At 70.6% G+C, this 17066-nt stretch carries 16 protein-coding genes; 5 read left to right on the forward strand and 11 right to left on the reverse strand.

The window, feature by feature from the left end; genetic code table 11:
* The first annotated feature begins 16 nt into the window (after positions 1 to 16).
* Positions 17 to 202, forward strand: a complete 186-nt coding sequence (locus G6O69_RS25435; protein ID WP_172306096.1) for a hypothetical protein — start codon at positions 17 to 19, stop codon at positions 200 to 202.
* On the opposite strand, the gene G6O69_RS25440 is transcribed toward G6O69_RS25435, so the two are convergent.
* Entirely contained in the window at positions 169 to 543 is a 375-nt protein-coding gene (locus G6O69_RS25440; protein ID WP_217909910.1) for a hypothetical protein, read from the reverse strand. The genes G6O69_RS25435 and G6O69_RS25440 overlap by 34 nt on opposite strands.
* 247 nt (positions 544 to 790) lie before the next feature.
* On the opposite strand from G6O69_RS25440, the gene G6O69_RS25445 reads away from it, so the two are divergent.
* Complete coding sequence (locus tag G6O69_RS25445) at positions 791 to 2134, forward strand: FAD-dependent monooxygenase (protein WP_172306098.1); 1344 nt, start codon at positions 791 to 793, stop codon at positions 2132 to 2134.
* Between the two features lie 15 nt (positions 2135 to 2149).
* Here G6O69_RS25445 and G6O69_RS25450 read toward each other — a convergent pair whose 3' ends face one another.
* Positions 2150 to 3424, reverse strand: a complete 1275-nt coding sequence (locus G6O69_RS25450; protein ID WP_172306099.1) for a sterol desaturase family protein — start codon at positions 3422 to 3424, stop codon at positions 2150 to 2152.
* Between the two features lie 148 nt (positions 3425 to 3572).
* On the opposite strand from G6O69_RS25450, the gene G6O69_RS25455 reads away from it, so the two are divergent.
* Complete coding sequence (locus G6O69_RS25455) at positions 3573 to 4460, forward strand: alpha/beta hydrolase (protein WP_172306100.1); 888 nt, start codon at positions 3573 to 3575, stop codon at positions 4458 to 4460.
* Positions 4457 to 5488, forward strand: a complete 1032-nt coding sequence (locus G6O69_RS25460; RefSeq protein ID WP_172306101.1) for an ion channel — start codon at positions 4457 to 4459, stop codon at positions 5486 to 5488. The genes G6O69_RS25455 and G6O69_RS25460 overlap by 4 nt, the downstream gene beginning before the upstream one ends.
* A 109-nt stretch (positions 5489 to 5597) precedes the next feature.
* On the opposite strand, the gene G6O69_RS25465 is transcribed toward G6O69_RS25460, so the two are convergent.
* The 5 genes from G6O69_RS25465 to G6O69_RS25485 all read right to left on the reverse strand — a co-directional run bounded on the left by G6O69_RS25465 (position 5598) and on the right by G6O69_RS25485 (position 12002).
* The gene (locus tag G6O69_RS25465; protein WP_172306102.1) at positions 5598 to 7259 is read right to left on the reverse strand and encodes a hypothetical protein; all 1662 of its coding nucleotides are present in this window, start codon (positions 7257 to 7259) and stop codon (positions 5598 to 5600) included.
* 46 nt (positions 7260 to 7305) lie between these two features.
* Positions 7306 to 8637, reverse strand: coding sequence for a DUF1501 domain-containing protein (locus G6O69_RS25470; RefSeq protein WP_172306103.1), 1332 nt, complete (start codon positions 8635 to 8637; stop codon positions 7306 to 7308).
* A gap of 18 nt (positions 8638 to 8655) precedes the next feature.
* On the reverse strand, positions 8656 to 9393 hold the full coding sequence (locus tag G6O69_RS25475) for a hypothetical protein (protein ID WP_172306104.1): 738 nt from the start codon (positions 9391 to 9393) through the stop codon (positions 8656 to 8658).
* A gap of 5 nt (positions 9394 to 9398) precedes the next feature.
* The gene (locus tag G6O69_RS25480; RefSeq protein ID WP_172306105.1) at positions 9399 to 10988 is read right to left on the reverse strand and encodes a hypothetical protein; all 1590 of its coding nucleotides are present in this window, start codon (positions 10986 to 10988) and stop codon (positions 9399 to 9401) included.
* Between the two features lie 216 nt (positions 10989 to 11204).
* Positions 11205 to 12002 carry an NAD-dependent deacylase gene (locus G6O69_RS25485; RefSeq protein ID WP_172306106.1) on the reverse strand — a complete coding sequence of 266 codons (798 nt, stop codon included), beginning with the start codon at positions 12000 to 12002 and terminating at the stop codon, positions 11205 to 11207.
* Between the two features lie 113 nt (positions 12003 to 12115).
* Between G6O69_RS25485 and G6O69_RS25490 the strand changes: the two genes are divergently transcribed.
* The gene (locus tag G6O69_RS25490) at positions 12116 to 12952 is read left to right on the forward strand and encodes a hypothetical protein (RefSeq protein WP_172306107.1); all 837 of its coding nucleotides are present in this window, start codon (positions 12116 to 12118) and stop codon (positions 12950 to 12952) included.
* 13 nt (positions 12953 to 12965) lie between these two features.
* Here the strand turns inward: G6O69_RS25490 and metF are convergent, their stop codons facing one another.
* From metF to G6O69_RS25510, 4 genes are all read right to left on the reverse strand, one after another.
* Positions 12966 to 13895 carry a methylenetetrahydrofolate reductase [NAD(P)H] gene (gene metF, locus G6O69_RS25495; protein WP_172306108.1) on the reverse strand — a complete coding sequence of 310 codons (930 nt, stop codon included), beginning with the start codon at positions 13893 to 13895 and terminating at the stop codon, positions 12966 to 12968.
* A 93-nt stretch (positions 13896 to 13988) separates the two neighbouring features.
* Positions 13989 to 14891: a biotin--[acetyl-CoA-carboxylase] ligase gene (locus G6O69_RS25500; RefSeq protein WP_172306109.1), complete on the reverse strand. Its 903-nt coding sequence runs from the start codon at positions 14889 to 14891 to the stop codon at positions 13989 to 13991.
* Positions 14892 to 14894: 3 nt separating this feature from the next.
* Positions 14895 to 15944, reverse strand: coding sequence for a DUF481 domain-containing protein (locus tag G6O69_RS25505; RefSeq protein WP_172306110.1), 1050 nt, complete (start codon positions 15942 to 15944; stop codon positions 14895 to 14897).
* A gap of 125 nt (positions 15945 to 16069) precedes the next feature.
* On the reverse strand, positions 16070 to 16900 hold the full coding sequence (locus G6O69_RS25510) for a mechanosensitive ion channel domain-containing protein (protein WP_172306111.1): 831 nt from the start codon (positions 16898 to 16900) through the stop codon (positions 16070 to 16072).
* Positions 16901 to 17066 lie beyond the last annotated feature (166 nt).

Here is a 17066-nt window from a genome sequence, read left to right on the forward strand (position 1 = left end):
ACATCTTGGCGGCCCCGTGGTCGTTGTCGCTCGGCGCTCGCAGTGGGTCCACCACAGCTTCGGCCTGGTCTGCGTGGCGCTCGGCGTCGACCAGGGCGTCGCAGGGAGCCTCGGAGCGCGTCAGCAGCTCGACGAGAGATGCCAGCGCGACCAGCTCGCCGGCTTCGCTCACCCCGAGGAGCATGGCGTCGCTGCGCTGTAGCGCGACGAGGCCGGCGGGGTCGGCGACCACTCGCGCCAGGCCTCCGGCGTGGCGCCTGGCTCGGGCTCTGGGATCACGAAGAGCCCGCCTTCGCGACACAGCGCGAACAGCTTGCCGTTCCAGATCTCGAGATCGACGTGGGCCTCGCAGGCCCCGCGCATGGCTCTTGGCTCGGCGCGAGCTGGGCCCGCGCGCTGATCCAGGGCGAGGCTCCACAGGCTCGGGCCCTCGACGACATAGAGCTGCTCGCCCGTGGACGACAAGGCGATCGCCAGGGGTGCTGGCTCTCTGGGCCGCGGTGACAGGCGGCGAGGCCGGCGAGGATGAGCGCGGCAAAGCACGGCCGCAGCAGCCGTCGCAGAGCGCCATGCGGGTCGAGCATGACCGTGGGATAGCACACTCGGTCACTCACTCGATCGCTACGGCCATGCGCGCGCTCTGGCTCGAGCGCCAACGCAGCTGCCCGCCAAGCGCGGGCGCAGGCGCCCGAGTGACTCCGCGCCGGCGACTGGGTTGTGCGAGCACACGCCCGCTGGCTGTATTTGTCTGGAACGGCGAGAGCGAAGCGCACACAACTCCAATGTGAGCATGTCGAACTCGGACTACGACGTCGTGATTGTCGGCGGTCGACCGGCAGGAGCGAGCCTCGCCGCGCGGCTCGGGATGAAGGGGCATCGGGTGCTCTTGCTCGACCGCGCCAGCTTTCCATCGCCGCCCAAGGTGCCCTCGTCGCCCTTTCTCTACTCGAGCGCGATGGCGGTGCTCGACGAGATCGGGCTCCCGGAGTCCGACTACGCCGCGGCGATCGTGCGCTTGAAGCAGATCGGGTTCAACTTCAGCGGCCACTTCGAGACCGTCATGGACATCCCCAGCATGTGGGGGCGGGACTATATCGCCGGCCTCGATCGCGCGGTCTTCGATGAGATCCTGTGGCGCTCGCTCGAGCGCTTCGCGTCCGTCGAGCGCCGCGAGGGCTTCGTCGTCAACGACGTGGTTCGCGACGAGCGCGGGCGGGTCGTCGGCGTGATTGGTCGCGAGCGAGAGGGCCGCGGGGGAGAGGGCCGCGAGGGAGAGGGCAGTGAGGGAGTTGGTCGTGAGCAGACGATCCGCGCCCGCGCGGTCGTGGGCGCCGACGGGCGCTTCAGCCTCGTCGCGCGCAAGGTCGGGGCCAGGGTCGTCGAGGCCGAGACCGAGTGCCTGAGCACGGTCTACTACGCGGCCTGGGAGGGCGTCGGCGCGTTCATGCCGGGCATGGACGGCCCCCATGCCCAGCTGCACACGACGGGGCGGGGCCTCGACGCGCTCTTCGTGCCGGTGCTCGACGGTCGGGTGCTGATCAACACCCACGAGCGAGCCGACCGCGTCGACATCCAAGGCGACGCCCAGCGCTACTACGTCGACGCCCTCGCCACGATCCCCGCGGTCGCCCGGGTGATCCGCGGCGCGAGCCAGGTCTCCGAGGTCATCGGCATCAAGCGGATCGGCAACGGCTACCGCGAGAGCAGCGGGCCCGGCTGGGCGCTGGTCGGGGACGCCGTGCACTACAAGGATCCCGTCGACGGCCAGGGCATCTACGACGCGCTGCTCGGCGCGCGCCTGCTCGCCGCCTCGCTGACGCGCTGGCTGACCGGCGAGCTGGGCTGGGAGGCGGCGATGGCCGCCTACGCGCGCGAGCTGCATGCGGCCACCCATCCGATGTTCGAGGAGACCATCGGCCGGCTGCGGCGGGAGCTCTACGCGGAGCCGCCGGGGCTGGTGATCGACACGCTGATCCGCTGGACGATGACCGACCCGGCCTATCACGAACGCTATCTGCAGTACCTGGGGCGGACGATTCATCCGACCGGGTGGGCCTCGCCGGGGCTGGTGGCCAAGGCGGTGCTGCGGGGGATCGGCCGCGACCTCGGGCGGCTGCGCGCGCGATCGGGCTAGCTCGATTGGGCTCGCTCAGGCCGAGGCCGTCGGCGCGGTCCCAGCTCCAGCCCCAGTCCCAGCTCCAGTCAGGGCCGGCGCGAAGAGTCGCTGGCTGACCACGATCACCGCCAGCAATGCGAGCGAGAGCCCCGCGACGCCCCACCAGGGCAGCCACGGCCAGGCGATCAACGCGGCGACCAGCGCCGTCATCGGCCCGCGCAGGCGCTCGAAGGTCATCGCCCACGGCTTGCGCTCGATCAGCCCGAGGAAGGTCATGCTCGCGGCGATGATCACCGCCGCGCCGGCGCTCAGGCGCAGGATGTCGAGCTCGTGCTCGAGCAGCAAGAACGCGACCATCAGGCCGCCGAGCAGGGCGTAGTGCCCGGCGATGTACCAGGCCAGCGGCTTGGTGATCGCCGGCTGATACTTGCGCTCGGGCGCGGCCATGCGCTTTTTTTCGTTGGGGTCGCGCTCGACCCCGGCGGGCAGCCAGGCCGGGTGCGCGACCCAGACCCAGGCCTTGTCGCGCCAGGTCTTGGCCTGGCGGGCGAGGGCGGCCATGTGCGCGAAGTACTGGAGGTTGCCCCACACGGGGTTGTAGCTGTCGAGGGGCACGGTGGTGCCATAGACGACGCGCTCGCCCTCGGGCTCGAAGGTGCCGAAGATCCGATCCCAGATGATGAGGATCGCCCCGTAGTTCTTGTCGAGGTATTGGTCCTGGACGCCGTGGTGGACGCGGTGGTGCGAGGGCGTGTTGAGGATCCACTCGAGCGGCCGCGGGAGCTTGTCGACCAGCTGGGTGTGGATGAAGAACTGGTAGAGGCGGTCGACGGCGTAGCTGGCGATGTAGATCTCGGGGCTGACGCCGAGGAAGGCCAGGGGGATGTAGAAGAACAGCCAGGTGATCGGTTCGAAGGCCGGCTGGCGCAGGGCGACGGCGAGGTTGTAGTCCTCGCTCTGGTGGTGGACGCCGTGCACCGCCCACAGCACGTTGACGACGTGGCTCGAGCGGTGCCACCAGTAAAAGAGCAGGTCGACGCCGACCATGCCCAGGACCCAGGGCACCCACGGCCGCTCGTCCCAGTCGACCAGGCTCCAGTGCTCGTAGGCCCACACGTAGAGGCCGAAGGTCACGAGCTTGAGCAGGACCTCGAGGGCCTGAAAGACCGTGCCGGTGCTCAGGTCCGACATGGCCGTGCCGAAGTTGTAGACTTCGAGGCCGCGCTTGCGCGCGATGTATGCCTCGATCAGCACCGAGGCGATGAACACTGGGATGGCGAACGCGATGTAGTTGAGCCCCTCTTCCACGCTCTTTGTTCTTACGCCAGGAATGGCGGGTGCGCACGGTTTTGCACGTGCTGAGCGATAGTTGCGCGTGTCCCGTGTTCTCACGTGGCTACGCGCGGGATGCGCCTCGGGCGCATGGTCCCGCGGCGGGGCTACCATCGGCGGCCTCATGATCCTCGCCCACGAGCTTCACCGATCCCAAGCAGGCGCCGAGCGCTGGATGCTCTTTCTTCACGGGATCCTCGGCCGGCGCGCGAACTGGCGGAGCATCGCGCGGCGCTGGCTCGAGGCGCGCCCGGGCTGGGGGGCGGTGCTCGTCGACCTGCGCGAGCACGGCAACTCTCAGGGCTTCCCGCCGCCGCACGACGTCGCCAGCGCGGCGGCGGATCTGCGCCCGCTGTGCGCGGCCGTGGAGGCCGAGGCGGGCGGCAGCGTGGCCGGGCTGCTCGGGCACAGCTTTGGGGGCAAGGTCGCCGTCGCCGGGGCCACGGGCTTGCTGGACGAGGGTCACGCCCTCGAGGAGCTGTGGATCATCGACGCGCCCATGGGCCCGCGGACGAGCGAGGGCGAGTCGCTGACGGGCGAGGTGTTCGCGGCCCTGCGCTCCTTGCCGCCGCGCCTGGACAGCCGGGCGGACTTCAGCGCGGCCCTGGTCTCGGCGGGGCTGAGCAAGCCCACGGCGATGTGGCTGGCGACCAGCGCGGTCGAGCTGCCCGAGGAGCAGGGCGGGGGCTGGCGCTTTGGCCCGCAGCTGCCCAACCTCGACGCCATGGTCGAGGACTTCGCCCGCGTGGATCTCTGGCCGACCCTCGAGGCCCTGTGCGCGCGCCCGCGTGACGACATGGGGAGGAGCGAGGCGCTGCGGGTCGGCTGGGTGCTCGGGGGGCGATCGACGGCCCTGTCCGCGAGCGAGCGGGCCCGGGCCGAGGCGGCCGCGGCCGCGGGGCGCCTGGCGGTCGAGCACATCCCCGAGGCCGGCCACTGGGTGCACAGCGAGGCGCCCAAGCAGCTGCTGGCGATCCTCGAGCAGCCGCCAAAGGTGGGTCCGCGCCCGTGAACGATCGGCCCATCGGGCTGGATCCGGCGCAGGCGGCCGCCCACGCCGTGGCCGCCGAGCGCCATCCACGGGTCCGCACCCTCGACGACGGGGCGGTTCGCGAGGGCTTCCCGCTCTCGCCGCTGACCGACCTCTACTACCTGCTGCTGCGCGGGAGCTGGGCGTGGCTGATCTCGATGTTCGCGGGGATCTATCTCCTCGCCAACCTGGCCTTCGCCGGGCTCTACCTGCTCGGCGGGGACTGCATCGCCGGCGCTCGCCCAGGCCACTTCCTCGACGCCTTCTTCTTCAGCGTGCAGACGATCTCGACCATCGGCTACGGGGTCATGGCCCCGCGCACGGACTACGCCGAGCTCGTGGTCACCGTCGAGGCCATGCTCGGGGTGCTCGGGGTCGCCCTGGCCACGGGGATGACCTTCGCCAAGTTCGCGCGCCCCCGGGCCAAGGTCGAGTTCTCGCGCAACATCTTGATCTCGCCCTACGACGGCCGGCGCTGCCTCTACTTTCGCGTGCTCAACGTGCGCGGCAACGACGTGGTCGAGGCCGCGATCCGCGTGGCCGTGGCCCTCGATCACGTCACCACCGAGGGCCACAGCCTGCGCCAGCTCCACGAGCTGAAGCTCGTCCGCGAGCGCACGCCGCTGTTTCGCCTCAGCTGGCTGGTGATCCACGAGATCGACGAGCACAGCCCGCTCGCCGCGGTCGACCTCGAGGATCTCTACCGCGGGCGGACCTTGTTCGTGATCACCTTGACGGGCCTCGACGGGACCTTTGCTCAGGCCGTGCACGCCCGGCACATCTACGTGCCCCAGGACGTGGCCTTCGACCACCACTTCGTCGATCTGATCGCGCTGCTCGATGACGGGCGGATCTGCTTCGAGTACGACAAATTCCACCTGATCCGCCCGCTGACCAAGGTCGAGCTGGAGCCCCAGAGGCGCGCGGAGCAGGACGACGTGCTCGCGCGCAGCGACGCTCGGCTGCTCACGGCCGAGCTCGCCGACGAGGAGCGCCTCGCCGAGAGCTGAGCGAGGCGCTCAGTGGGAGAGCTGAGCGAGGCGCTCAGTGGGAGAGCTGAGCGAGGCGCTCAGTGGGAGAGCTGAGCGAGGCGCTCAGTGGGAGAGCTGAGCGAGGCGCTCAGTGGATCTGGCGGTAGCGCTCGTCGGCGATCAGCGCCTCGACCATGGTCGTGAAGTTGTAGCCGGAGTCGACGAAGTCGGCGGTCTGCTCGTCGAGCCAGTCGAACTCCGTGGACTCGAGCTGGCGGTGGAGCAGGTGCTCGGCCATGGTCCTGACGGTGCACTGGGCCACGGCGTACTGCTCGGCGGGCTCGTCGATCAGCGCGGCGGGGCCGGCCTCGGTGTTCTGGAGCTCGATCGGGGCGGCGTAGGCGGTGGTCAGCGGCATGCCGGCGTAGAGCTCGAAGGTCGCGGCGTCGGAGTTGTCGGCGGTGACGTAGTACTTCGAACAAAACGCGCTGCAGTTCGAGCCCGTGCCCGTGCCGCACACGCACTCCTCGCGCAGGGCGTCGACCTCGAGCAGGTCGGTGCCGAGGTAGCCGTAGGCGCTGTTGGTCCGCCAGCGCGCGAAGTGGGCGGCGGCGGGCTCGAGGATCTGGTGGCAGTCGGCGCAGCCGTTGCGCTGGCGCAGGTCGGGGCTGGGCTCGGCCTCCTCGGCGGGCAGGCCGTCGACGCTGGGCACGAAGGGATCGCAGTAAAAGGCGGTGTAGAACCGGTTCGCGCGGCCGCGCAGGCTGGCGAAGCGCATCTGATAGCCGACGGTGGTGAACGCGCCAGCGTGGGCCTCTCCGCGGACCACCGGGGTCCAGGTGTCGACCTGGGTGAAGGGGATGTCCGGGACCTCGCCGATCTCGGCCTCGTAGGGGATGTCGCCGGTGGTCGCCTCGCCCGCGCCGCGGATCCACTTGTAGTAGTGCGCCACCGGCCCGTTCATCACCGTGGCGTCGCTGCGGAAGGCGTCGAGGTAGCTCTGGTCGCCGCGGATCACGGTCTCGAAGATGCGCGCGGGCTCCTCGGCGAGGGCCTCGCGGAACAGCTCCTTGTCGTCGTTGCGCACGCAGTAGCGCATGTCGGCCCCGCAGCCGCAGCCCGCGTCGACGGTCCGGCGATCGCTGCACGCCTTGTCGGGGTCGTCGAGGCCGTACTCGAAGTCCTGGGCGTCGTAGGCACAGACCTTGACCTCCTCGCCGGGGGCCCAGTAAGGCTCGACCCAGACCCAGCCCTCTTGCTGGCAGGTGCCGCCGGAGCAGTCGGCGCTGGCGAAGGTCGAGATCGGGATCGGGTAGCCCTCGGCGTCGAAGTCGGTCTGCTCCTGGTCGAGGCAGTAGACGTCCACGCGCCCGCGGTAGCGCTTGCGCATGGTGCCCTGGGTGTTGGTCCAGATCGAGCTGTCGACGCTCGGGACGGTCCTCAAGGTGCTGGTCGCCGGGAACACCCGGGCGATGGAGTCGGCGAGGCTGCCCCACAGCAAGTTGCGGTGGTAGCCGCGGAGCTTGGCGTAGTAGGCCTCGGAGACCAGCATGTCGGCGATCGCGTCCTCGACGGCTGCGCGGCGATCGGGGGCGGCGCGCACGAGCTCGAGCTCCTCGATGGTCGGCGGGCGGCCGAGCAGGTCGAGGCTGACCTGTCGCAGCAGGCGCAGCGGATCGAGCTCGTAGCTGGGCGCGCACTCGAGGGGCGAGCTCGCGGCGGCCGGGCGCGGGGCGACGATGAGGATGGAGACGCCCACGCAGGCGAAGGTGGCGAGGGCGAGGGTCGAGGGCAGGGCGGTCTTGCGCATGGCTGGCTCGTTTGCAAGAGGGGCGATCGGGCGCTCAGGCGAGCGCTCAGGCGATCCAGGGCAGCAGCGGCTCGACGCGGAAGGCGTCGTAGTTGAGGCCCTGGGCGTGGGCCAGGGTCGCCCCGATGTCCTCGGGGAAGAGCATGTGTCCGCCCTCGCTGGGCAGGCCGGTCGACACGTCGATCTCGAGCAGGCCGAGGGTCTGCTCGAGGGTGGCGCCACACACCCCGCGGCGCAGGCCGCCGCCGAACACGAGGATCGAGTTGGCGAAGTGGTGATCGCGGCCGCCGGAGCCGTTGATCTTGGGCGTGCGCGCGAACTCGGAGTGGACGACCACGGTGGTCTTCTCGAGGTTGGGGTCGTCGACGCGCAGGTCGTCGAGGAGCACCCCGAGGGCGTCGAAGCCGGCGCGCAGGTTGGTCGGCTGGTTGGTCACCCAGTTGCTCTGGTGGGTGTCGAGGCCGGTCTGCAGCCGCGCGCTGACCGTGCGCGTCAGCCCGGTCTCGATCAGCCGCCAGATCGTCGCGGCGATCACCGCGGGGTCGTTGTTGGCGTTGGCGTTGGCGATGGCGTAGCGCGCGAGGATTTCGGGGTCGTCGGCGAAGCTGAACGCGGCCTCGAGGCCCTGGCCGAGCATGTTGCGCATGCGCTGGCGCGAGATCCCGAGCACCTCCTCGGGGACCTCGCCGTCGTAGTGCGCGCTCACGCAGCCGCGGACCTGATCCTGGGCGGCGCGCAGCAGCATCTCGGTCTGCTCGTGACCCGAGGGCCCGAGCTGCTTGACGAGCTCCTTGACCTGCAGGGCCTTGTCGACGGCGACGCCGGTCAGCTCGGGCGTGAAGGTGGCGTTGAAGGTGGGCATGCCGATCACGAAGTTCGGCATGATCAGCTCGCCGTAGTCGTCGGCCGAGGCGAAGCGCGTGCCCAGGGAGTCGCCGCGAGGCACGACCCCGGCCGGGGGGATGAAGGTGTTGACGTAGGCGCGGCCCGTGGGGTGGGCGACGGTGTTCATGTTGACCCCGCGGAACAAGGTCAGCACGTCGGCGTGGCGCACGACCTCGGCCATGGGCGCGCCCCACATCACCTCGGTCCCGCTGATGTTGACGGCGATCGGATCCTGGAACTCGGCGTCGAGCATGTCGGTGCCGAGCTGGATGCCGTCGTAGGTCCCCGGCGCGCGGCTGTCGGGGCCGAGCAGCACGTCCCAGGCGCCGTTGAAGAACAGCGACAAGAAGCGCCGCGGATCGTTGGGGTCGTCGGCGAGGGCGAGGCGCTCGAAGGGGTCGTAGATCAGCGCGCCGGCGCTGGCGCAGCCGGCGAGCATGAACCCGCGGCGGGTCCAGCGAGGGCGGGGGGGCGAAGACTTGGCGTGGGTCATGGTCGTCCTCGTCGGGGCTCAGTAGCTGAGGAAGTCGGGGTGAGTGGCCAGGCCCACGCAGATCGCCCACCAGCGATCGGCCATGAGCGTGTCGTCGAGCTCGCCGTCCTCGGGCGCGGGGGCGTAGAGCAGGGTCAGCCAGGGGTCGAGGCGGGGATCGCCGATCTCGACCTCGACGGCCAAGAAGCGCAGCAGCAGGTACTGGAGGTTGGCGAGGTAGAGCTCGGCGTTGCGGTCGGAGGCCGAGGCGTAGCGGAGGATCACGCCCTCGCTCTCGCCCTCGCCCTCGCCCCCGCCCGCGAGGTCGGCGTCGATGGCCGCGCGGCAGGTCGCCCGGGCGGCGTCGTGGACGAACTTGTCGAAGGAGACCGAAAACGAGGTGCCCTCGTCGGTGACCTCGGCGAGGTCGGGCTTGCCGAGCGCGGCGGCGTAGCTGTCGTAGCTGGTCCAGCTCTGGCCGGTCGCGACCTGGAGCGCGGCGTGGAACTGGTCGGCGCTCAGCCGCGCGACCTGGCGGGCCTGGGGAAAGTTGGCCGCGCCCTCGCCCTCCTTGCCGGGGGCCTCGCCCTCGCCGTCGTCGCCGAGGCCCTCGCCCTGATCGCCTGCGTCGGCGTCGGCCGGGGCGTCGGTCCCGAGATCGTCGTCGCCCTCGCCCTCGCCGGGCTCGCCGCAGCCCGGGCTGGCGAGGACCAAGCTCAGGCCGAGGACGCTCGTGAGTAGGCCGCTGAGCCTGGTGGTGGTGATGTCGGTGGTCATTGCTCTCACTCCATCCCGATGGGCATGCCAGCTTCGATCCAGGTCAAGATCAGCGCGACCTCCTCGGCGTCCCAGGACGCGAGGCGGCTGGCTGGTGGGGGCATGTCGCCGGTCAAGCCGACGCGCGCCCGGATCGCGTCGGCGGCCTCGACCCAGCCCTCGTACTCGGTCAGCACCGGTCGATAGTCGCCGGCGTCGACGTCGTGGCAGCCGGCGGTCGCCGTGCAGTGCAGCTCGCTGAGCGGCTGGATGTCGTCGAGCCAGGTGCCGACCGTGGGCAGGCGCAGCTCGACGTCGACAGCGCGGGTGAGCTCGCCGTCGGCGAGGAGCTCGACGCGGTGCCAGCCCTGCTCGCCGAGCTCGAGGTCGTCGACCTCCCAGGGCAGCGCGCCGCCTTCGAGGCTGGCGACGAGCGCGTCGTCGACGTAGAGCGCGAGCGCGCTGGCGTCGAGGGAGCCGAGCACGCGCAAGCTCAGCTCGGCCTCGTTGAGGCGCTGGAGCGGGCGCAGGCCCTCGAAGGAGAGCGCGCCCTCGGCCTCGAGGCGGCACAGCTCGGCGCCGCGCTCGATCCACAGCCCGTCGGCGTCGGCGTGCAGCTGCGTGGGGCCGAGGTTGGGCTCGAGCGCCTCGCCGTCGACGAGGACCTCGCGCCAGCCCTCGCCATCGAAGCGCAGCAGGCCGAAGTCGCCGGCGACCCACAGGCGCCCGGCGGAGCTGGCGATGGCGCTGAGCTGCGCTGGCTCGCCAGCGGCGTCGGCTTCGGCGTCGGGCTGGGTGGGGAAGCTCGGGGCCTGCCACGCGCCGACCTCACCAAAGATCAGCTGACCGTCGACGAGGCCGGCCACGCCAAAGCTGGCGTCGAAGGTGAGCTGCTCGGCGTCGGCGAGGGCCGAGACCTCGCGGACCTCGTCGGCGCTCACGCGCCAGGTCTGGCCGAGGGCGTCGCGCAGCCACAGGGCGCCCTGACGATCGACGCAGGCCCCGTAGGCGCCGGCGAGAGCCGAGACCGGGCCAAAGTCCTCGCCCTCGGGCGTGACCCAGCGCCACCACAGCCCGGCGTCGCGCTGGATCAGCGCGTCGCCGGCGAGCACGAAGCCGTCGCCGTCGATGCTCGGGTCGCCGCAAAAGCCCGTCGGCGCGTCGAGGGTCTCCGGCCAGTAGAGCGGCTCCGTCAGGCTGTCGTCGATCTCGGCCTGCCACAGCTGGTCCTCGGCGAGGTAGACCACGCGGCTCTCGTCCCAGGCCTGGAGCTGCTCGGTGGCGTGGTCGAGCTCGACTTGCTCGACGCTGCCGTCGGGCGAGACCACGCGATAGCTCGCGCTCGCGCCGGCGGCGGGGCTGAGCCACAGGTGCCCCTCGGGGGCGAGCGAGGCCAGGCGCTCGCCGGACTCCAGGGCCACGCAGCTCGCGTGGAGCTCGACGCTGCCGTCGATGGTCACCAGCCCGGCCTGGGGCTCGCTGTCGCCGGCCTCGTCGCTGCCGGTCTCTCCCGCGCCCTCCGCCGCGTCCTCGTCGAGGCTGTGGTAGCAGGCGACGAGGCCGAGGCTCAGCGCGAGCACGGTGGAACGACGAGTGTTGAACTCGATTGCGAGCATGACAGCGACCAACCCCAAATGGGCGTCCAGCTTCGACCGTCACACGCGTCGCGGTCAATGAAATTCCGAGCTTGGAGGCGAGGATGGAGCTCGCTGCGTTGGCGTGGTCATCAGCCTCACGTTGTGTTCCACGCATGACCTGGCGGAAGGGACGAGGCTGGGTCCTTCGATCAGGCTTGCACGCGAAGACAGGCGCTGCTTGTCCCGAAGTCGAGATCAGGTCTCGGCCCAGCGCCGCTCGAGTGCTGCGAGGATCCCGGTCATCGCCTCGGCCGCGCCGATGCGCAGGTGGAGATCGACGAGCGCTGAAACCTCGCTGTTTGCCGGGTTGATCTCGATCGTCGGGCGACCCGCGAACTTGGCCTGCTGCACCGGCGCGGCGATGTAGGGGAAGACCGCGGTGGTCCCGATGGTGACGACGGCGTCGAAGCCTCGCTCGAGCTCGCGCTCGAGCGTCCTGAGGGCGGCCATGGGCAGCATCTCGCCGAACAAGATCACGTCGGGACGGATCACCGCCGCGCAGCTCGGGCAGCGCGGGAGCGCCGGGTCGAGCTGCGAATAGTCATCGACGTGTGCTCGCCAGGCGCAGGCCGTGCAGCGCAGCTCGTGGACGTCGCCGTGGATGGCGATCACGTTTCGACTGCCGGCGGCGGCGTGCAGCCCGTCGACGTTTTGGGTCAACACCCACACTCGCTCGAGGCGACGCTCGAGGGTAGCGATCGCGAGGTGTCCTGCGTTGGGCTCGGCGCCGCGACAGGCCGCTTCGATGTGGCGGATGTGCTTCCAGGTCAGCGCCGGCTGGCTGCGGAACACCTGGCCCGAGAGGCAGACCTCGATCGGCAGGCCGTCCTCGGCGTCCTCGTCTTCGTAGAGCCCGCTGACGCCGCGGTAGGTGGGCAGGCCCGAGTCCGCCGAGATGCCCGCGCCGGTGACGAAGAGCAGGTTGCTGGCGTCGGCGAGCAGCGCCGCGGCCTGTTCGAATTGCGTGTCTTCGTCGGTGGGCAAAGCTGACATCGTGCGCTGATCCTACCGAAAAGACGGGCTCTTGGCCGAGCGTGAGAAGAAAGGGAGGGCGGCATGGATCGATGTCGCCGCGGCGGCGTTGGTGGTCGACGTAGAGAACGACGATGGCAGCTCGACACGACTCGGTCCTGGTCGCGTTCGCTGAGCTCGAGAAGCTCGAGGCTCAGCGGGTGCAAAAGTTGGAGGAAGAACGACAGCGTCTGCTCGAGGAGCAGCGCAAGCTGCGGGAGCGCGAGCGGGCGGCGCGGGCCAAGCAGGCCGCGCTCGCGCTCGCCGACCGCCGCCGCCGCGAGCAGGCCGAGGCCGAGGCCCGCGAGGCCCTGGCGCGAGAGGAGCGGATCCGCATCGCGGAGGCCGAGGCCCGCAGCCGCAGCGAGGCCGAGACGCATCTGCGCAGGGAGCAGATGCGCCTCGACGCGCAGGTCGAGATCGCGGCGCGAAAGCAGCGGCCCTACTGGCTCTACGGCCTCGCGGGTGTGCTGGCCGCGGGGGTGATCGTGGGCGGGGTCTCGCTGCGGGCCAAGGTGGCAGAGAACCGAGAGATCGCCGCGGAGCGGGCCGCTCAGGCCACGGCCTTGGCCGATGAGGTTCACGCCCGCGAGCAGGCCGAGGCCGAGGTCGAGAGCCTCGCGGCCCGGGCCGAGGCCCTCGACGAGCGCGCCCGCGGCCTCGAGAAGGCGCTCGCGGCCGCCGAGACCGAGGCCGAGCGCGAGGCCCTGCTCGAGAAGCAGGCCGAGGTCGAGCGCGCCCGCGGGGTGCTTCGCCGTGAGCGTCAGGGCGGTCGCGGCGGCGGTCGACAGGGCGGCGGCGGTCGACAGGGCGGGAGCGGTCGACAGGGCGGGAGCGGCAGCGCTGGCAAGGCGAACCCGGGGACCAGCGGGCGCGCCAACCCGCTGACCATCGGCGGCGGCGAGGACCCCCTGGGCAACCTCGCCGGCTGAGGGGCTGAGCGGCTCAGCGCATCGGCGCGCTGAGGTGGAGCATCTCGAACAGCGCCCGCGTCGCGGGGGAGCGGTTGAGCGTATAAAAGTGCAGGCCCGCGACCCCGAGCTCCCCGCGGCCGGCGAAGGGCCCGGGGTTCGGGTGCACGAGCAGCTCGCGGCACTGGTGGGCGGCGTAGCTGACCCCCGTCCAGAACACCTCGTGGGGATCGGGGCGGCCCTCCGCGCCGAGCTCGTCGAGGCGGTCGTGGAGCACCTGAGGGATCGTCGCGCCGCACATCTTGGTGAAGCGCTGGATCTGCTTGATGTTGGTGACCGGCATGATCCCCGCGAGCACGGGCACGTTCACGCCGACGCCGCGGAGCTTGTCGCAAAACTCGAAGAAGGTCGCGTTGTCGAAGAAGAGCTGGGTGATCAAGAAGTCTGCGCCGGCCTCGACCTTGCGCTTGACGTTGGCCAGGTCGTCCTCGGGGCTGCTCGCCTCGGGGTGGACCTCGGGGTAGCAGGCGGCGCCGATGCACAGCTGCGGCCAGCGCTCGCGCATCCACGCGATCAGCTCGCTGGCGTAGCGAAAGCCCCCGGGGGTCGGCTCGAAGGTCTTCTCGCCCCGGGGCGGGTCGCCGCGCAGGGCGAGGATGTTCTGCACGCCCTGCTCGCTCAGCCCGTCGATGACCTCGGCGAGCTCGTCGCGGGTCGAGCCCACGCAGGTCAGGTGGGCCATGGGCTCGATGTCGAGCTCCCGCTTGATCCGCCCGACGAGCTCGATGGTCCGCGCGCGGGTGCTGCCCCCGGCGCCGTAGGTGACCGAGATGAAGTCGGGGCGCAGGCGCGAGAGGTGGGCGAGGCTGCGCCACAGCGCGCGCTCTCCTGCCTCGTCCTTGGACGGGAAGAACTCGAAGCTATATACCGGGCGCTTGTGGGCGAGTCGGTCGCGGATCAGCACGGGGCCCTGGGATAGCACGGGGCGCGACCGAGATCAGCGACCGAGGTCAGCGAGCGCAGTCGGGCGTTGGTCCGGCGCTGTCTGCTAGGTCGGTCAGCGATCGCCCGCGGGAGTCGGCTCGGGAGTCGGCTCCCGAGCCGGCTCGGGAGCCGGCGCCGGCTCGGCCAGCCAGACGTCGGCGCTCTCGACTCGGCGCTCGACGCCCGCGTGATCCCGGACCCGCAGGGCGCCGTCGTGGTCGAGGCCCAGCGCGGTGGCCGGGCGGCGCACCCCATCGGGATCCTCGATCGCCACGCTTCGCCCGAGCACCAGGCAGTGCGGCTCGTAGCGCGGGCGGATCGCCGGGAAGCCGCCGACGAAGAAGCGCTCGAGGACGGCCTCGAGCTCGTGGAGGATCGCCGCCAGGAGCTCGGCGCGACCGGGGACCTGGGCGCGCTCGAGGGGCGCCAGGGTCAGCGCCAGGCTCGTCGCCAGCCCGTCGAGCTCGGGGGGGAAGCGCCGGCGCTGGACGTTGACCCCAAAGCCGATCACGAGCTCGATCTCGCGGCCGCGGACCCGGCTCTCACACAAGATGCCGGCGAGCTTGCGCCCACCGAGGAGCAGGTCGTTGGGCCACTTGAGGGTGAGCTCGCTGGCCGCGATGGGCAGGCCGTGGGTGTTGGCGCCTGCGAGGGCGCGCAGCAGGCCCTCGCGCAGGCCCACGCCCACGGCCAGGGCGACGGCCTCAAAGCCGGCCGCGGGGGCCCCGGGGCGGAGGATCACGCTGGCGTAGAGGTCTTCACCGGGCGGGGAGACCCACGCGCGCCCCCGCCGGCCGCGGCCCGCGGTCTGGGCATCGGCGCTGACCAGGGCGCCGTCGGGAGCCGGCGCGCTCGCGTCGCCCAGCCACGCCAGGGCGCGGTCGTTGGTCGAGGCGATGCTCGCGTGGTGTTCGTGGACTCGACCGAGGCGCCGCGTGGTCAGCAGCCCCGCGAGCGCGCGGAGGTCGTCGCTCACGGATCAGAAGAAGCGGTAGGCCAAGGACACCGCGGTGATCGTGTCGAGGCGCAGGACGTCGGGCAGGGGGTCGTTCTCGTAGCGCAAGGTGAAGGTCACCGCGAGCGAGAGCCGCTCGAAGAGCTGCGTGTTGAGGGCGGCCAGATAGTTGAGGCGAAAGCGCTTGGCCACGATCACGCTCTGCAGGTACTCGAGGCCGGTGTCGAAGCTGACCTTGTCCGAGAGCTTGTTGGAGTAGCCAGCGTAGAGGCGCACGGCGTGGTTGACGAGGTAGGGGTCGACGTAGGTCGGCTCGGTGGTCGTGCCGCCCATGCCGTCGTCGACCTCGGAGGTCACCTGATCGCCCATGCCGTCGAGCAGGATCTGCTGGCCGTCGAGCTCGGGGCCCTCGGTGTAGCGCAGGTCGTACTGGAAGTCGTAGCCGGCCTCGAACCACAGCCGGTGCTTGGGCTTGTTGAGCGCGTAGAAGGCGACGCCCGGATCGACGTTGAGGCGCAGGTCGAGGCTCTGGAAGCGGTCGTGGCGGACCGTGGCCTGCAAGAAGGCCGTCCAGCGCTCGGCGAAGAACACGTCGTAGCGGGCCAGGGCCTGGACGTTGGCGACGGACTTCTCGTAGCCGTCGGGGTCGCCGTTGTCGTCTTCCATGCCCTGGGCGCCGATGTTGCCGGCGGCCTGGGCCGTGAACTGGTGGATGGTCCGGCGCAGGCGGAAGTTGGTCAGCGCCGTCCCGGCCATGGCGCGGGAGTTGCCGGTGTTGAAGATGCCGCCGAGCGCGATGTCGAATTCCGTGACGTCGTTGGCGTGGGGATCGGGCTCGCCCGCCTCACCCTCGGCCGCGGCGGCCTCATCGGCGGGCAGCTGCTTGGCCGTGGAGAACTTGTCGCCGGTGCCGAGCTCGGTGGAGCCCGAGCTGGCGTCGCTCTGGCTGGCGGTGCCCTTGGGCACGTTTGGATCCTCTTCCGGGGACGCGGCGAGTGCCGAGCCTGCGAGCAAGGCGAGGCTCAGACCGCAGAGGGTGGGCAGGACGAGGCGGGGAAGCGTGGAGGCGTTCATGAGCGAAGTGGGCGAGTGATAAAACCGTGGGGAGGATGACGCAATGGGCCCGCTGATCCATGTGCATGATCAGCGGGCCCGAGCTGGAGTGAAGACTCTGCGCGATGACGCGCAGATGTCCACATTCAGTCGTTGGCGGCCTTGTGCACGACGACCTGCGGGAAGGGAATCTCGATCCCCGCCTTGTCGAGCTCCTCGTAGGCGGCGGTCCGCACCTGATGGAGCAAGGCGGCGTACTCGCCGGGCTTGCAGTGGGCGAGGATCGTGAAGTTGATCGAGCTGTCGCCCAGGCCGGTAAAGGCGGTGAAGGGCTCGGGCTCGCTGAGCACCGCGTCGCAGCGCTTGGCGGCGGCGGTCAGGATCTCGAGCACCTGGGGCACCTTGCTGCCGTAGGCCACGCCGACCTCGACGTGCGCGCGGCGGCTTCCGCGGGTGGTGTAGTTGACGAGCGGCCCGCCGATCACCGCGCTGTTGGCGATGATCACGGTCTCGTTGTCGAGGGTCACCAGCGTGGTGGTGAACAGCCCGATCTCGCTGACGGTGCCCTCGTAGCCGCTGCTGGCGATGTAGTCGTCGACCTTGAACGGCCGGAACAACAGGATCATCACCCCGCTGGCGAAGTGCGAGAGGTTGCCCTGGAGGGCCAGGCCGATGGCGATGCCAGCGGAGCCGAGCAGCGCGACCAAGCTGGTGGTCTCGAAGCCGAAGCGGCCGAGGACGATGATGACCGTGGCGGCGATCAGCAGCCAGCGCAGCAGCGAGGCCAAGAAGCCCGCCAGCGACTTGTCGACCTTGCGCTTTTGCAGGGTCTTGGACAGCTGGGAGCCGACGGCGCCCGCGACGATGAAGCCGATGACGAGGATCAGCAGCGCGAGCAGGACGTCGACGATGGTGGGCAAGATGGCGATGATGGAGTCCGGGAGGCCGAGGTTTTTGCCGATCTCTTCAAAGTTCATATGAATTGTCTCGTTGTTGCGGGGGAGAGCGGATGACGCCGGGACTCTAGTGCCTCGGGGGGGAGACTGGAAGGCCGCAGGGCACCTGGTGGATCGGTTCTGGAGGTGAGTCGAAGATCGGGTCGATCCCGATCCAAATTAGTTGAGCGATTCCGCGCCAGCCTGG

This window comes from Pseudenhygromyxa sp. WMMC2535, assembly GCF_011083025.2.

Bases quoted from the DNA above. Each gene is read 5' to 3' on its own strand.
- G6O69_RS25445 (WP_172306098.1), top strand. From the start codon at position 791: ATGTCGAACTCGGACTACGACGTCGTGATTGTCGGCGGTCGACCGGCA.
- G6O69_RS25455 (WP_172306100.1), top strand. From the start codon at position 3,573: ATGATCCTCGCCCACGAGCTTCACCGATCCCAAGCAGGCGCCGAGCGC.
- G6O69_RS25465 (WP_172306102.1), bottom strand. From the start codon at position 7,259: ATGCGCAAGACCGCCCTGCCCTCGACCCTCGCCCTCGCCACCTTCGCC.
- G6O69_RS25470 (WP_172306103.1), bottom strand. From the start codon at position 8,637: ATGACCCACGCCAAGTCTTCGCCCCCCCGCCCTCGCTGGACCCGCCGC.
- G6O69_RS25475 (WP_172306104.1), bottom strand. From the start codon at position 9,393: ATGACCACCGACATCACCACCACCAGGCTCAGCGGCCTACTCACGAGC.
- G6O69_RS25480 (WP_172306105.1), bottom strand. From the start codon at position 10,988: ATGCTCGCAATCGAGTTCAACACTCGTCGTTCCACCGTGCTCGCGCTG.
- G6O69_RS25485 (WP_172306106.1), bottom strand. From the start codon at position 12,002: ATGTCAGCTTTGCCCACCGACGAAGACACGCAATTCGAACAGGCCGCG.
- G6O69_RS25490 (WP_172306107.1), top strand. From the start codon at position 12,116: ATGGCAGCTCGACACGACTCGGTCCTGGTCGCGTTCGCTGAGCTCGAG.
- G6O69_RS25505 (WP_172306110.1), bottom strand. From the start codon at position 15,944: ATGAACGCCTCCACGCTTCCCCGCCTCGTCCTGCCCACCCTCTGCGGT.
- G6O69_RS25510 (WP_172306111.1), bottom strand. From the start codon at position 16,900: ATGAACTTTGAAGAGATCGGCAAAAACCTCGGCCTCCCGGACTCCATC.